This window comes from Achromobacter spanius (genome assembly GCF_002966795.1).
GTDB lineage: Bacteria > Pseudomonadota > Gammaproteobacteria > Burkholderiales > Burkholderiaceae_B > Achromobacter > Achromobacter spanius_D.
Map to the genome: position 1 here is coordinate 5,301,719 of NZ_CP023270.1, position 15,403 is coordinate 5,317,121.

General features: G+C 66.0%; 13 protein-coding genes. 7 read left to right on the plus strand and 6 right to left on the minus strand.

The genetic code is table 11. From position 1 onward, the window contains the following. Positions 1 to 95 precede the first annotated feature (95 nt). Both lolB and CLM73_RS24075 read right to left on the minus strand, forming a co-directional pair. Positions 96 to 647 carry a lipoprotein insertase outer membrane protein LolB gene (gene lolB, locus CLM73_RS24070; RefSeq protein ID WP_105241698.1) on the minus strand — a complete coding sequence of 184 codons (552 nt, stop codon included), beginning with the start codon at positions 645 to 647 and terminating at the stop codon, positions 96 to 98. A 47-nt stretch (positions 648 to 694) separates the two neighbouring features. Continuing rightward, positions 695 to 2,581 (minus strand): tetratricopeptide repeat protein, encoded by a 1,887-nt coding sequence (locus tag CLM73_RS24075; protein WP_105240564.1) that lies wholly within the window; start codon positions 2,579 to 2,581, stop codon positions 695 to 697. Between CLM73_RS24075 and mutM the strand changes: the two genes are divergently transcribed. From mutM to CLM73_RS24095, 4 genes are all read left to right on the plus strand, one after another. Further along, complete coding sequence (gene mutM, locus CLM73_RS24080) at positions 2,580 to 3,407, plus strand: bifunctional DNA-formamidopyrimidine glycosylase/DNA-(apurinic or apyrimidinic site) lyase (RefSeq protein ID WP_105240565.1); 828 nt, start codon at positions 2,580 to 2,582, stop codon at positions 3,405 to 3,407. The two genes, CLM73_RS24075 and mutM, sit on opposite strands and share 2 nt — an antisense overlap. A gap of 140 nt (positions 3,408 to 3,547) precedes the next feature. Then, the gene (locus CLM73_RS24085) at positions 3,548 to 4,501 is read left to right on the plus strand and encodes an MBL fold metallo-hydrolase (RefSeq protein WP_056558918.1); all 954 of its coding nucleotides are present in this window, start codon (positions 3,548 to 3,550) and stop codon (positions 4,499 to 4,501) included. A gap of 98 nt (positions 4,502 to 4,599) precedes the next feature. Then, the gene (locus CLM73_RS24090) at positions 4,600 to 6,279 is read left to right on the plus strand and encodes an FAD-dependent oxidoreductase (RefSeq protein WP_105240566.1); all 1,680 of its coding nucleotides are present in this window, start codon (positions 4,600 to 4,602) and stop codon (positions 6,277 to 6,279) included. 17 nt (positions 6,280 to 6,296) lie between these two features. After that, a complete protein-coding gene (locus CLM73_RS24095) occupies positions 6,297 to 6,497 on the plus strand; it encodes a DUF2783 domain-containing protein (RefSeq protein ID WP_056558925.1) in 201 nt (66 codons plus the stop codon). Between the two features lie 66 nt (positions 6,498 to 6,563). Here the strand turns inward: CLM73_RS24095 and CLM73_RS24100 are convergent, their stop codons facing one another. Next, complete coding sequence (locus CLM73_RS24100) at positions 6,564 to 7,472, minus strand: LysR family transcriptional regulator (RefSeq protein ID WP_056558928.1); 909 nt, start codon at positions 7,470 to 7,472, stop codon at positions 6,564 to 6,566. A 164-nt stretch (positions 7,473 to 7,636) separates the two neighbouring features. Between CLM73_RS24100 and hmgA the strand changes: the two genes are divergently transcribed. Together hmgA and fahA are read left to right on the plus strand one after the other, a co-directional pair. Beyond that, a complete protein-coding gene (hmgA, locus tag CLM73_RS24105) occupies positions 7,637 to 8,935 on the plus strand; it encodes a homogentisate 1,2-dioxygenase (RefSeq protein ID WP_105240567.1) in 1,299 nt (432 codons plus the stop codon). A 137-nt stretch (positions 8,936 to 9,072) separates the two neighbouring features. Continuing rightward, positions 9,073 to 10,392 (plus strand): fumarylacetoacetase, encoded by a 1,320-nt coding sequence (gene fahA, locus CLM73_RS24110; protein WP_105240568.1) that lies wholly within the window; start codon positions 9,073 to 9,075, stop codon positions 10,390 to 10,392. 57 nt (positions 10,393 to 10,449) lie between these two features. On the opposite strand, the gene CLM73_RS24115 is transcribed toward fahA, so the two are convergent. From CLM73_RS24115 to CLM73_RS24125, 3 genes are all read right to left on the minus strand, one after another. Then, positions 10,450 to 11,409, minus strand: a complete 960-nt coding sequence (locus tag CLM73_RS24115; RefSeq protein ID WP_105240569.1) for an acyltransferase — start codon at positions 11,407 to 11,409, stop codon at positions 10,450 to 10,452. A 193-nt stretch (positions 11,410 to 11,602) separates the two neighbouring features. After that, positions 11,603 to 13,498, minus strand: a complete 1,896-nt coding sequence (locus tag CLM73_RS24120) for an LTA synthase family protein (RefSeq protein WP_105240570.1) — start codon at positions 13,496 to 13,498, stop codon at positions 11,603 to 11,605. Between the two features lie 202 nt (positions 13,499 to 13,700). Next, positions 13,701 to 14,429 carry a FadR/GntR family transcriptional regulator gene (locus CLM73_RS24125; protein ID WP_056558946.1) on the minus strand — a complete coding sequence of 243 codons (729 nt, stop codon included), beginning with the start codon at positions 14,427 to 14,429 and terminating at the stop codon, positions 13,701 to 13,703. A gap of 129 nt (positions 14,430 to 14,558) precedes the next feature. Between CLM73_RS24125 and CLM73_RS24130 the strand changes: the two genes are divergently transcribed. After that, a complete protein-coding gene (locus tag CLM73_RS24130; RefSeq protein WP_105240571.1) occupies positions 14,559 to 15,398 on the plus strand; it encodes an NAD-dependent epimerase/dehydratase family protein in 840 nt (279 codons plus the stop codon). The last annotated feature ends 5 nt before the right edge of the window (positions 15,399 to 15,403 follow it).

Consider the following 15,403-nt stretch of genomic DNA (forward strand, 5'->3'; position numbering starts at 1 on the left):
CCCAAATTGCGGCGGTTGTTTGCTTGATTGGAATCGCACGGATGTGATAAGGGTTTACCCGAATCACGACACGCGGCGCCTGGCGCCGCGCCGCATCACGACTGGTTGACGACCAGTCGAACGAGGATGCGGCGCCCCGGCTCCTGCCGCTCGAACACCAGCAGTTGCGGGCCCTTCGCGTCGTAACGGGAGAGCTTGGCGCGCCAGCCGCCCTGCTCGAAGGCAACGGGGCGGCCCAGTTCGTCCCGGGTCACGTCGGTGGCTTCGGGATTTGCGGGCAGTTTGCCGCGCAGCCAGTCGCGCAGTCCGGAGACCGGCATGCTGCTGCCCAGCGCGTCTTCGGCCAGCGCATCGGGGTTGTCGGCGACCAGCCGGGTGCCGTCGGCCTTGGTCAGGCTGGCGGCGCCGGGGGTGCCTTCCACGCGCGCTTCGGTCGAGCCCAGCGGGTTGGTCAGGTCCAGCACATAGCGGCGGCCATCGTCGGACCAGGAAAAACCGCCCTGCACCGCGTTCTGCTTGCCGCTTTCTTCGTTGACGGTGATGGCAAAGCGCCCGATGCGCGAAAACGCGTCGGCGCTGGCGCCTTCGATCGGCTTGGGCAAAGACGTGCACGCCGCCAGCGTGAAGGCCAACAGCGCCAGCGCCATCCAGCGCAAGCTGTCCACGGCGCCGCGCAACCCTGCAAATGCTGCCGTCACAGGCTGACTCCGAGGCGCTTCACGACGTCTTGAACCGTCTTGTTCTTGGGATCCTTCTGCAGGGCCGCGCGAAGCAGGTCCGTGGCCTGATCGCGCTTGCCTTGCGCCCACAGTACTTCGGCCAGATGGGCGGCGATGTCGGCTTCGGGACGCACGCTGTAGGCGCGGCGCAGATAGTCCGCGGCGGCGGTGGTGTCGCCCATGCGGAATTTGACCCAGCCCATGCTGTCCAGAATGAACGGATCGTTGGGCGACAACTCCAGCGCCTGCGTGATCAGGTCCAGGGCCTCGGGCAGGCGCTGATTGTGGTCAGCCAGCGTGTAGCCCAGCGCGTTGTACGCATGGGCGTGGTCGGGATCCAGCGCGATGACCTGACGCAGCATGCGCTCCAGGTCGGCCAGGCGGTTCTGGCGTTCGTACAGCATCGCCAGTTCGTATTTGATTTCGACGGTGTCCGGCAGCGCCTGGTCCGCGGCTTCCAGAGCGGTGACCGCCTGACCGATGCGGTCGGCATCGCGCAGGATCTGCGCCTTGGTCAGCGCGCCCAGGGCGCGTTCTTCTTCGTCCTGCGGGCCGGCCGAGTCGATCATGGCCAGCGCGTCGTCCACGCGGCCGCTCTTGGCGCGCAGCGTGGCCTGGCGCATGCGCACGGAATAGCGCAGCGTGGGGTCGTCGATGCGGCCGAGTTCGGCGATGGCTTCGTCGTAATTGCCCTGGTCTTCGGCAATGCGCGCCAACAGCACGTGGGCATCGGCGGCGGCCGCACCGGCGTCGGTGGCGCCCGGGACCGTGGCCCGCTGGCGCTGATTCTGGACATCCAGGTACTGCTGCAGCAGGGTCTTGGCCTGCGGGAGCTGTCCGGACTTGTAGGCCAGTTGCGCCTGCATGAAGAGCAGGTCGAAGTCTTCAGGCGACCGGCGCGACATGGCTTGCAGTTCGGCCAGGGCGGCATCGTAGTCGCCGCTGTCGGCCAGTTGGCCGGCCAGCATCAGGCGCACCTTGCGGGCGCCCGGATTGCGGTTGATGAAGGCGCGGGCCTCGGTCTGGGCGCGCTTGGGGTCGACCTTGGAACCGTACTCCAGCACGCGCTGGGCGGCGCCTTCGGATTTGGGATCGGCGGCCAGCGCAGCGCGGGATTCCTGCGCGGCACGCTCGTAGTCGCCGGCGGCCGAGGCCACGTCGGCCAACGCCAGATGGGACGCGGGCAGCTTGCGCACGCTGTCGCTCAGGGATTCGTCCAGGATGCGCAGCGCGAGGCGCCGGTCGTTCAGGCGGCTGAGCACGGCAAGCGCCTGGCCGATGGCGGCGGGCTTGTCGCGCGAGGAATCGATGCGTTTGCGCAGCGCCTGGGCCAGGCCCTTGGTCTGGCCATTGGCGGCCGCCAGCGCCAGCTCGGTGGAGCTGGCTTCGACGTCGTTGGGAGCCAGGCGGGCCCAGACGCGAGCCGCGTCCAGTGCGCCGGGCAGGTTGCCGCCGGCAAGCTGGAACTCAAGGCCGCGGCGGGCAAGGCGGGGATCGCCGGTGTCACGGGCCAGACCGACCATGGTGGTGGCGGCGGTGCCGTACATGCCCCGCTGGGCGGCGATTTCGGAAGCCAGTACGCGGTAGAAGATATCGCCGGTCAGCGATACATAAGGCAGTTGGCCTGGGCGCAGGCGGATGACTTCGGTTTCAGGTTGGCGGCTTTGGGGGGCCATCCGGGGCCCCGTCGCGTCACGCGTCCGGCCGTCGGCGGCCTGGGCCGGCGGGGCCATGATTGCTGCCAGCGCAAGCCCCAACGCGGCGATCCCGATATTCATTTGTTTAAAAGACGACTTCACGCGGCCCGTCCGGTTGATGGCACAATCTTCGTACACGCAATTGATGATCTTACACTGGCTCATGCCGGAACTGCCTGAAGTCGAAACCACGCGCCGAGGAATCGACGCCATCATCACCGGCCAGACGCTGTCGCGACTGGTTGTCCACGAATCCCGCATGCGTTGGCCCATCCCGCCGGAGCTGCCGTCCCTGATCGGCGGACGCACGGTGCTGGAATGCGCGCGGCGCGGCAAGTACCTGCTTCTGCGCTTTGAACACGGCACCCAGATCGTGCATCTGGGCATGTCGGGCTCGCTGCGCAGCGTGTCGCCCGGGGAATTCCTGCGCAAGCACGATCATGTCGAATGGATCTTCGACGGCGCGGTGCTGCGTCTGCATGACCCGCGGCGCTTCGGCGCAGTGCTGTGGCACAACGCCACCGACGGCCCCATCGAGGCGCACCCGCTGCTGGCCAGGCTGGGCATCGAACCCTTCGACCCGCGGTTCGACGGGGCCTGGCTGCACCGGCATTTCCAGAACCATTCCGCCGCCATCAAGCAGGTGCTGCTGGCCGGCATGGCGGTGGTCGGCGTGGGCAACATTTATGCCTCGGAAAGCCTGTTCCGCGCCCGGATCAATCCCAAGACACCTGCGAACAAGCTGTCGCTGGCCCGCTGCGAGCGGCTGGCCGACATGGTGCGGGCCACGCTGGCCGACGCGCTGACCTCCGGCGGCAGCACGCTGCGCGACTACGTGGGCGCCAGCGGCGAGCCGGGCGCTTACTTTGAAATTCACGCGGCCGTGTACGAGCGCGAAGGCCTGCCCTGCCGGGTATGCGCTACCCCGATCCGTCGTTTCGTGCAGGGGCAGCGGGCCACCTATTACTGCCCGAAATGCCAGCGGAATTGAGCGACGGGGGTCCGCCGCGCCTGGGGAAATTGCTGTTACAACTCGGGAATTCGTTTATAGCAAACGTATTGCACGAAAACTAACGCAGGACTATATTTCCTTCCACACACCGTATTCCTATAAAAGTGGAAGGAGCCTCCATGAGCAAGCAATTCGCCTCGCACGCGGACATGGACGACAAGGTCGTCTCGTTCGAAAAACTGTCCGACAACGCCTATGCCTACACCGCCGAAGGCGACCCCAACACGGGCGTGATCATCGGCGACGAGGCCGTCATGGTGATCGACACCCAGGCCACGCCGGTCATGGCCCAGGACGTGATCCGCCGAATCCGCGAAGTCACGGACAAGCCCATCAAGTACATCCTGCTGTCGCACTATCACGCCGTGCGCGTGTTCGGCGCGTCGGCCTACAACGCCCAGGAAATCCTGGCCAGCCGCGACACCTATGACCTGATCGCCGAGCGCGGCGAACAGGACAAGGCCAGCGAGATCGGCCGTTTCCCCCGCCTGTTCCGCAACGCCGAATCGATTCCCCCGGGCCTCGTCTGGCCGACGATGACGTTCAAGGGCGAAATGACGGTCAACCTGGGCAACCTGGAAGTCAAGCTGCTGCAGGTCGGCCGCGGCCACACCAAGGGCGACACCATCGCCTGGCTGCCCGAACAGAAAATCCTGTTCGCGGGCGACCTGGTCGAATACCAATCCACGCCCTACTGCGGCGATGCCTACTTCCGCGATTGGCCCACCACGCTGGACGCGCTGTCGGGCTTTGAAGCCGAAAAGATGGTGCCCGGCCGCGGCCCGGCGCTCAAGAACGCCACCGAAGTGCGCCAGGGCCTGGCCGGCACGCGCGCCTTCCTGACCGACCTGTACGGCGCCGTGAACCGCGGCGTGGCCGAGGGCAAGGACCTGAAGACGATCTACCGCGAGGTCTACGACTTCATGAAGCCGCGCTATAGCGACTGGGTCATCTTCGACCACTGCATGCCGTTCGACGTGTCGCGCGCCTTTGACGAGGCCTCGGGCCACACGCATCCGCGCATCTGGACGGACAAGCGCGACCTGGAGATGTGGGCCCAGCTGGAAGGCTGACCCTCCTCCCTGACCTGACAAGCAAGAACCGGACACGCGCGACCCTTGCGGCGCAGCGTGTCCGCATAACTAGAAAATGACCCACACAGGAGACAACCGTGGGAGACATCGACTTTCAGGCGATGGAGTTCGCCTATGAAAAGCACGCGGACCAGACGGCGGCCGACCCGGCGCGCCATCAGGTCGTGGTGGTGGGCGCCGGCCCTGTCGGCCTGACCACGGCGCTGGATCTGGCGCGCCAGGGCGTGCGTGTCGTGGTGCTGGACGACGACTACCGCTTGTCCACAGGATCACGCGCCATCTGCTTTTCGAAGCGCACCCTTGAAATCTGGGATCGCCTGGGCGTTGGCCAGCGCATGATCGACAAGGGCGTGTCGTGGAACGTGGGCAAGATTTTCTTCCGCGAGCAGGAAGTCTGGCGTTTCGACCTGCTGCCCGAACCCGGCCACCGCCGGCCGGCGTTCATCAATCTGCAGCAGTACTACGCCGAAGGCTACCTGTACGAGCAGGCCCGCCAGCAGCCCAACATCGAGCTGCGCTGGAAGAACAAGGTGGCCGGCGTCATGCAGGGCGATGACGGCGTGACGTTGACCGTCGAAACGCCCGAAGGGCCTTACACGCTGCATGCCGATTGGCTGATCGCCTGCGACGGCGCGCGCTCGCCGGTGCGCAAGCTGATCGGCCAGGAAAGCCATGGCCGCATCTTCCGCGACCGCTTCCTGATTGCCGACGTCAAGATGACGGCGGATTTTCCGTCCGAACGCTGGTTCTGGTTTGATCCGCCCTTTCATCCGAACCAGTCCGTGCTGCTGCACCGCCAGCCCGACAACGTCTGGCGCATCGACTTCCAGCTTGGCTGGAACGCCGACCCCGTCGAAGCCGTCAAGCCTGAAAACGTGCTGCCCCGCATCCGGGCGCTGCTGGGTCCGGACGCGCAATTCGAACTGGAATGGGTCAGCGTCTACACGTTTGCGTGCGAACGCATGGACAAGTTCCGCCATGGCCGCATCGTGTTCGCGGGCGACTCCGCGCACCGCGTGTCGCCGTTTGGCGCGCGGGGCGCCAACAGCGGCGTGCAGGATGCCGAGAACCTGGCGTGGAAGCTCAAGCTCGTCGTGGCCGGCCTGGCGCCCGATACGCTGATCGACAGCTATAGCGCCGAACGTGAATTCGCGGCCGACGAGAACATTCTGAACTCATCGCGCGCCACCGACTTCATCACACCCAAGAGCGATATCAGCCGCAGCTTTCGCAACGCGGTGCTCAACCTGGCCAAGGACCACCCGTTTGCGCGGTCGCTCGTGAACAGTGGCCGGCTTTCGCTGCCGGCCACGTACGCCGCCTCGCCGCTGAACACACCGGATGCCGACGCCTTCACCGGCCGCATGGCGCCGGGCGCGGTGGCGCTGGATGCGCCGATGCAGATCCAGGGCGAATCGGGCTGGTGGCTGTCGCAACTGGATGGCGAGTTCGTGCTGGCAGTCTTCTGCGGCGGCGCGCTGCCGGGCCGCGATACGCTGCTGGCGTTGCAAGCGCTGCGGATGGCGCCGGTGCCGGTCAAGGCCGTGCTGGTGGCCGATACGCAGTGCGACCTGTCCGCCGTGGCCGCGGACGTGGCCGTGGTGCGCGATAGCGAAGGCTGCCTGGCCAAGCGCTACGACGCGCAGGACGGCACCGCCTACCTGATCCGCCCCGACCAGCACATCGCCGCGCGCTGGCGCGCCTTCAATGCCGACGCCGTTGCCGCCGCCGTACAGCGCGCGACGGGCCGCGCGTGATTCCAAAGGTTGTCACCATGCTAATCACCGAAACCAACCTGAGCGCGCCGGACGACTTCTACGAAGCGCTGATCGACGCCCATCGCGACCTGACGAACGAGCAGAGTCAGGAGCTGAACGCGGCGCTGATCCTGCTGCTGGCGAACCACCTGGGCGACCTGCCCCTGCTGAAGGAAGCGTTGCAGCATGCGCGCGCGTCCGTGACGCAGACCGCTTAAAGACCGCGGGCCCGATCGAGGCGGCGCGGCTCCGGCCGCCTCGGCGTCAACGCGCCGCGCGGGCCTTCATGAACCGACCGCGAAGGTGTTGACGATCAACGCGCGCAGCCACTGGTTGCCGCCGTCGCGATCCACCCTGCGCTGCCAGTACATGTTGGTCTGCAGCGCGGGGACTTTCAGCGGCGGCGTCATGAAGCGCAGGCCGAACGGCGCGGCGGCGCTGGCGGCCAGCTTCTCCGGCACGGTCGCCAGCAGGTCGGTCGCGCTGACGATGTAGGGCACGGCCGAAAAATGCGGCACGCTGAAGTGCTCGGCCAGGTCCACGCCCGCGCGCTCCATCGACTGATTGACCTGTCCATAAGGCGCCGCCCGCGACACGATCAGGTGACGCTCGGCGCGAAACGCCTTGATGCCCATGCCCGCATGCGCGGTGGGATGCGCCTGGCGGAACAGCGTGGCGTAGCCCTGGCGAAACAGCATCCGCTGCAGCGTGCCGGCCCCCATTTCATCGAACGCGCCGATCGCCAGATCCACCCTGCCCGATTCCATCTCGCGCGGCAGGTCCGGCCCCAGCACCCGCACCGAGTCGATGCGCACCTGCGGCGCCTTCTGCACGCAGACTTCCATCAGGCGCGGCATGAAGTGGATTTCACCCACGTCCGTCATGGCGACGCGAAAACGCCGGCTGCTGGTTGCGGCATCGAACACGTCCTGGTCCTGCAACGCCTGCGACAGCAGGCCCAGCGCCTCGCTGACGGGGCCGGCCAGGCGCTGGGCGCGCGGTGTCGGCAGCATGCCCTGCGCCGTACGCACGAAGAGTTCGTCGCCGAACGCGACGCGCAGACGCCGCAGCGCATTGCTGACGGCGGGCTGCGACAGGTCCATGCGCCGGGCCACTGCGGACAGGTTGCGGTCTTCCAGCAAGTGTTGAAACAGCAGCAGCAGGTTTAGATCCACGTCGCGCAGTTCGGCCATTGGCGCCCCCTACTATTCACGAAATTTATAGTCGCTATTTTTGCATTCCCGTAGCCGCAACAGGGATTTTTTCCGACAATGGCACATCGGCTCGGGCGGCGCCCGTCCCGCCACCACATCAAGCTGCGCGGCCAAGCACCGCGCCCGCCACCCAGGAGGATTCCATGGAACTGCAATATCAGACCGGCTTCGGCAACGAATGTGCCACCGAGGCCTTGCCCGGCGCTCTGCCGGCGGGCCGCAATTCGCCGCAGCAATGTCCGTACGGCCTGTACGCCGAGCAATTGTCCGGCACCGCCTTCACGGCGCCGCGCGTGGAAAACCGCCGTTCGTGGCTGTACCGCATCCGGCCGGGCGCGCAGCACAAGCCCTTTGAAGCGTTCGACGGCGCCACCGGCTGGCTGAGCACTTTCGGCCACGGCCCGGTCACGCCGAACCAGTTGCGCTGGAGCCCGACGCCGATTCCCGACGCGCCTACCGACTTCCTGGAAGGCGTGAAGACGTGGGGCGGCAATGGCGGCCCCGACGAACAGGGCGGCGTGGGCATCCATCTGTATGCCGCCAACCGCTCGATGCAGGGCCGCTATTTCTACAACGCCGACGGCGAACTGCTACTGGTGCCGCAAGAGGGCCGGCTGCGTCTGGCTACCGAACTGGGTCTCATCGACCTGGAACCGCTGGAAATCGCCGTCATTCCGCGCGGCGTGCGATTCCGCGTGGAGCTGCTGGACGGCACGGCGCGCGGCTACATGCTAGAGAATTTCGGCGCAGCGCTGCGCCTGCCGGAACTGGGTCCCATCGGCTCGAACTGTCTGGCCAACGCACGCGACTTCAAGACGCCGGTGGCCTGGTACGAAGATGTGGACGGCGATTTTGAATTGATCGCGAAGTTCACGGGCGGCTTCTGGCGCGCATCGATCGACCATTCGCCGCTGAATGTGGTGGCCTGGCACGGCACGCATGCGCCCTACAAATACGACCTGCGTCACTTCAACACCATCGGATCGATCAGCTTCGACCACCCCGACCCCTCGATCTTCACGGTGCTGACGGCGCCGTCGGACACCCCGGGCACGGCCAACATGGATTTTGCGATCTTCCCGCCGCGCGTCCTGGCCATGGAGAACACGTTCCGTCCGCCCTGGTTCCATCGCAACATCGCCAGTGAATTCATGGGCCTCATCCAGGGGGTGTACGACGCCAAGGCCGACGGGTTCGCGCCCGGCGGCGCCAGCCTGCACAACTGCATGAGCGGCCACGGCCCCGACGCCGAGACGTTTGAAAAGGCGTCGCACGCGGACACCAGCAAGGCGCATTACATCCGCGACACGATGGCGTTCATGTTCGAGACCCGCCGCGTGATCCGGCCGACGGAGCAGGCGCTGGCGTCGGTAGAATTGCAGGGCGATTACTACCGGTGCTGGCAGGGCATCGCAAAGCACTTTGATCCCAAGAAGGCGTGACGCGACCGCGTCAGCCTTTGTTGCCGGCGGCGATGCGCGATGAGCGCATCGCCGTTTGGCGTTTGATTCATCCGGCGCACGAACCGCTCGAGCGCCCGGCCAGCCCCCCATAACCACACTGACCGAGACACGCAGCCATGACCACCACGATCAACGAAACCCACGACCCGTCCTTGAAGAGCTGGGTCGCCAGCGCCAATTCGGACACGTCGGATTTCCCCGTGCAGAACCTGCCGTACGGCGCATTCCGCCGCAAGAACACGCAGGAATCTTTCCGGCCCGGCGTGGCCATCGGCGACCAGATCCTGGACCTGTCCGCGCTGGCCGCCAAGCAGCCGTTCGAAGGCCTGGCAGCAGAAGCGTTGGCCGCCTGCGCCACCGACAGCCTGAATGCGCTGATGGCCCTGGGCCAATCGCATTGGAGCGCGCTGCGCCTGGCCCTGTCGCGCGCACTGCGCGAAGGCGCTGCCTTGCGCGCCACCGTGGAACCGCTGCTGGTCGCACAGGCCGACGCCGAATACACCACGCCCGCCCGCATCGGCGACTACACCGACTTCTATATCTCGGTGCACCACGCCACCGCCGTGGGCAAGCAGTTCCGTCCCGACAATCCCCTGCTGCCCAACTACAAGTGGGTGCCGATCGGCTATCACGGCCGCGCCTCCAGCATCGGCGTGGACCAGAAGTTCCCGCGCCCCGTGGGCCAGACGCGCCCCGCCAACGAAGGCGAAGCGCCGCAATTCGGCCCCTGCGCACGTCTGGACTACGAACTGGAACTGGGCATCTTCGTGGGCACCGGCAACGCCCAGGGCGAGCGCATCACGCTGGCTGATGCGGATTCGCACGTGTTTGGTCTGTGCATCCTGAACGACTGGTCGGCTCGCGATATCCAGGCCTGGGAATACCAGCCGCTCGGCCCCTTCCTGTCCAAGAACTTCGCGTCCACGATCTCGCCGTGGATCGTCACGATGGAGGCGCTGGAGCCGTTCCGCACGCAGTGGAACCGTGGCGCGGGCGAGCCGCAGCCGATGCCTTACCTGGCTTCGGAGGCCAATCGGACCAAGGGCGCGTACGACGTGCAGATGCAGGTGCTGATGACCACCGAGCAATCGCGCGCCGCCAGCAAGCCGCCGGCGAAGCTGTCCAGCAGCAATTTCCGCGACGCCTACTGGAACGTCGCGCAGCTCATCACGCATCACACGGTCAATGGTTGCAACCTGCAGCCGGGCGACATGCTGGGCACCGGCACGCTGTCCGGCCCGCAGCCTTCGGAAGCCGGGTCGCTGCTGGAACTGAGCAATGGCGGCAAGGCGGCGTTCGATCTGCCGTGGGGCGAAAAGCGCACCTTCCTGCAGGATGGCGACCAGATCATCATCCGCGCCGAATGCGTGAAGGCGGGCTATCCGCGTATTGGCTTTGGGGAGTGCTCGGGCGTGGTGCTGCCCGCGCGCGTCTGAGGCGTAGACGGCATAAACAAAGCCACGCAGCGGCGCGCCCGCTGCGTGGCTTTTTTTTCAGTTGACGGGCGGGTTAGTGGCGGCCGGCGTACCGGCGGCGGGCGTACCGGCGGCGGGCGCCCCCGGGCGCGCAACCAGCGCCTCGATCTCGTCGTCCTTGGCCTGCCATTGCTGGCCGAGCCATTGGTGGAACGTGGTGCGGAACGCCTTGTCGCGCGAATAATCGGCCTCGCAGAAGGCCGGCGGCACGGGCAATTGCCGCATGCGCACCACCACCTGCCCTGCGCGCCCGCAGGCGAAATCCCAGAAACTCGGCGCACCATCCGGATAGGCGATGGTGACGTCGATCATCGAGCGGAACTGCGCCCCCATCGCATTCAGCGACACCGCCAGCCCGCCCGCCTTGGGCTTGAGCAGATGGCGGTAGGGCGAGTTCTGCGCTGCGCGCTTGGCTTCGCTGAATCGCGTGCCTTCGGCAAACAGCATCACGCTGGTGGGCACCAGCGAAAACTTGGCGCAGGCCCGGCGCGCGGCCTCCTGGTCCTGGCGCCCGAGGTCCGGGTTCTTGCGCAGGGCCGCCTTGCCGTGCCGTTTCATGAAGGGGAAGTCCAGCGCCCACCATGCCAAACCGATGACCGGCACGTAGATGAGCTGCTGCTTGAGGAAGAACTTGAGAAGCGGAATGCGCCGGTTCAGCGAGTACTGCAACACGAAGATGTCGACCCACGACTGATGGTTGCAGTTGACCAGATACCAGTCGGCATAGCGCAGGTCCTTGTTGCCCTGGATGTCCCACGCCTGCGGCTGGATGCGCACGAACCAGCCGGTATTGCACGACACCCACGCGGTGGCGATGCCGTTCAGGATGGGATCGATGCGCCGCCTGACCGCGGCAAAGGGCAACGCCAGCTTCAGCAGCGAGACCGGCAACAGCAGCAGGCACCAGAACAGCGTGTTGGCGGCCAGCCAGACAGAACTGAAAACGCCGGTGATCCAGGCCAGGCGGCCCCGCGGCACGGGGATCGCCTGACGGGGCCGCTGGCGCCGCGCGGCTTGTGGGGCGCTGGAAAGCGCCGGGGATGCGCCGCGGGAGGCTTGCCTGGAAGGGTTGGGCATTGTCATGGCCGCCAGTGTGCTATTGGCCCGCGGAATGCGGATTGAGCAGGATCAAGGCAGGCGGCCGGGGTAGCCGCTCTGATCGTCATCGGCGTCATGGCAGGCGGTACTTCTCTTCGCGATACGCCCAGCTTGCCCACAACGCATGCGCCAGCGCTTCCTGCGTCAGCGCCGGATCGGCCGGCTCGACCGGCGCATACGTTTCGTCCTGGCCGACCGGCGCAGCCTGGTATCGGAACTGGCGCGGCGCCTTGGAGGGCTCCAGCACCAGCAGTTGATCACCCTGCAGATAGCCGAAGTTGTCAGCGTACTGCATCATCGCGCGGTTCGGATCGCGCTGCGTCAGGTCCGCGCCCAGCATGGGGTTCACATTGTCCAGCCCGATCAGCGACAGCAGCGTCGGGGCCATGTCGATCTGGCTGACCAGACGATCGTCCTGCCGCGGCGCGATGCCCGCGCCCAAAATCAGCGCGGGGATCTGGAAGTGACGCACCGGCACGGGAATGGAACCGTACACGCGCGAGTCATGGTCGGCGATGACCAGGAACACCGTGTTGTCCCAATACGGCGCCTTGCGCGCCTTGTCGAAGAACTGGCCCAGCGCCCAGTCCGCGTAGCGCACCGTGTTGTCCACCGTGGCCGGATCGCCCACGGGCTGGATGCGCCCGGGCGGGTATTCCCACGGCGAATGGTTGGTCACCGAGAACGCCAGCGTGAATACCGGCTTGTCGCCATCCGCGCGCAGCAGGCGGTCGACCTGATTGAACATGTCCTCGTCCGAGGCGCCCCACGAGCCTTCAAACACCGGGTCGACGAACTTGGGACGGTCCACGATCTCGTCAAAGCCGTTGCCCAGGAAAAAGGCGCGCATGTTGTCGAAGTGGGACTCGCCGCCATACACGAAGCGCGAGTGATAGCCGTGTTTGCCCAGCAACTGCGCCAGCGTGAAAAACCCCGTCTGCGAGCGCGGCAGCTTGACCACGGCATCGGCCACACTGGGCAAAAAGCCCGCGGTAACAGCTTCGATGCCGCGCACCGAGCGCGTGCCGGTGGCGTAGGCGCGGTGGAACATCCAGCCCTCCTTGCCCAGTCGGTCGATGTTCGGCGTGAGATCGCGGCCGCCCAGGCTGCCCACGTACTGCGCGCCCAGGCTTTCCTGCAGGATGATCACCACATTCAGGGGCTTGTCCCGCCGCACGGTTGCCTTCTGCTCATGCAGGCTGGGCAGCTTCGAATCCAGGGGCGCGCCGGTCATGCCGGCCTTCTCGCGCACGATGGCGTTCATCTCGTCCACGGCCATCTTGGGATACATCGCCGCCGACGAGCGTTCATCGCGCATGCGATAGGCCGCGTCGAACACGCTGTACAGCGAGTTGAGCGCCAGCGAATTCACCATGGCGTCCGAACTGAAGGCCACCTTGGCGGGATTGATGGGGCGATGCTCCAGCGTGCCGCGCGCGCCCAGGAACACCAGCGCCGCGATCACGAAGGAAGCGACGGGCCGCTTCCACCACCCCATGAAGGGATCGCGCGTGCGCGTCGGGAACAGCTTGACCGCCAGCCAGGCCGCCAGGACCAGCACCACGAAGGCGGCCAGCAGCACGCCCTTGTAGCCCTGCCACAGCATCGAGCCCACTTCCTTCGGATTGAGCAGATAGATGAAATACAGGCGATTGGGCCGCGTGTCGTATTCCGCGATGAACTGCGGCGTCGACACTTCCAGCAGCACATACAGCATCCACCAGACGCGGAACCACCACGCGGTGATGCGCGCGGCAAGCGGACGGTGGCCGAACCACGGCGAAAACACCGCCGGCAGCGCGATCACCATCGACAGCAGGCATACGTCGATGCGCAGTCCGCCAAAGAGGAGCGGCCCGAGGCCGCCGGCCGCTTCGACGCGGTCCCACATCCAGAAGGCCAGGCCCAGCCGCGACAGCGTCAGCAGCGCCAGGATCGCAATGATGAATCGAAGTGTCAGGCGACGCATGCCAGGGCCCTCCGCGCGTGGGGAAATGCCTGTGCCAATGAAGGATGCTTGATGCCTGATGTGCCGCGCTGAACCATGCCGTTTCGATAGCCAAAAAAATAACCGCGCCAAGAGTAACGCGGTTTTCAGATTTGCCGACGGCGGCGCAAGCGGTTCAAACGTTGTACGACATCACACGTGAACCGTTACCCCTGCGAGCGGGCTACTGCGCACGCCGCAGGCGTTCGCGGCTATTGCTCAGGTGCGTGCGCATCGCGGCGCGGGCAGCCTCGGGATCCTGACGCGTGATCGCGCTGTAGATGTCCTCGTGTTCGAGATTCACGCGGGCTAGATAGGCCGCGCGGTCTTCGAGCGCGAACTTGGCGGAGTTGATGCGCGTGCGAGGAATGATGGCCGAACCCAGGTGCGCCATCAGGTCCGCGAAGTAACGGTTGTCGGTGGACTGCGCCACCAGCAGATGGAATTGAAAATCGGGCGTGATGGTGTCTCCGCCCGTGTCCAGCGCCTGTTTGAAGGCATCGAGCGCCCGGCGCATCGCCTGCAATTGTTCGTCGCTGCGGCGAATGGCGGCCAGGCCCGCGGCCTCGCTTTCCAGACAGATGCGCAGCTCCAGCAGGACCAGCACATCGCGTACGGTGGCAATGTCGGCGGGGTCGACGCGGAAGTCGCCGCCGCCGCTGGGCTCCAGCGCATACGTGCCCACGCCGTGATGCGTTTCGACCAGGCCCGAGGCCTGCAGACGCGACAGCGCCTCGCGCACGACGGTGCGGCTGACGCCGAACTGACGCATGATGGCGGATTCGGTGGGGAGCTTGTCGCCGGGGCGGATTTCACCGCTGCGGATGCGTTCGGAAATGTTTTCGACCAGGCCTTGCGCCAGGTTGCGGGGACGACGCTGCGGCAAGACAGGGGTATCGGCGGGAGCGTTCATCAGGGATTATCCGAAAGCGGTTGTTCAGCGCTTGACGCTGAAAAATGGCGTTCATTATACTTTGCGACAGTTGTACGATAACGTACCAGACAAGTCCACTCCACCGCGCCAATCACAGAGCGTTGCGTCATGAGCCGAGCTGTCAACAACATGCCTGCATCCTTCCGGTGTCATCGTTTGTTATTGACCGGCGCCGCCGGCAACCTGGGCCTGGTACTGCGTCCCCGATTGAAAGCCCATGCGGATATCCTGCGCGTCTCCGACGTGGCGGCGATGGCCCCCGCACAAGACGGCGAAGAAGTTGTCCCATGCAACCTGGCCGACGCGGCTGCGGTGTCGGAACTGGTGCGCGGCACGGACGCCATCGTGCATCTCGGCGGTGTATCGGTCGAGCGCCCCTTCGACGAAATCCTTCCCGCCAACATCCAGGGCGTCTACAACGTCTACGAGGCGGCCCGCCTGCACGGCGTGCGGCGCGTGGTGTTCGCCAGCTCGAACCACGTCATCGGCTTTTATGAACAGGGACAGACCCTGGATGCCGACGTGCCGCTCCGGCCCGACGGCTATTACGGCCTGAGCAAGGCCTACGGCGAAAACCTGTCGCGCTTCTATTTCGACCGCTACGGCATCCAGACCGTGTGCCTGCGCATCGGCTCGTCGTTTCCCGAACCCAAGGACCGGCGCATGCTGGTCACGTGGCTCAGCCATGACGACCTGACCGATCTGGTGGTCCGATCCCTTTTCACGCCCGACGTCGGCCACCTCATCGTGTATGGCGCGTCGGCCAACCGCGACAGTTGGTGGGACAACAGCGGCGCGGCCGTGCTGGGCTTTGCGCCCAAGGATTCTTCCGAGCGGTTCCGCGCGCAGGTCGAGGCGCAGCCCCCGCTGGCCGCGGACGATCCCGCGGCGCGCTATCAGGGCGGCGCCTTCGTCAAGGCCGGCCCCTTCCCCTTCCCGAAAGCCTGAAGCCT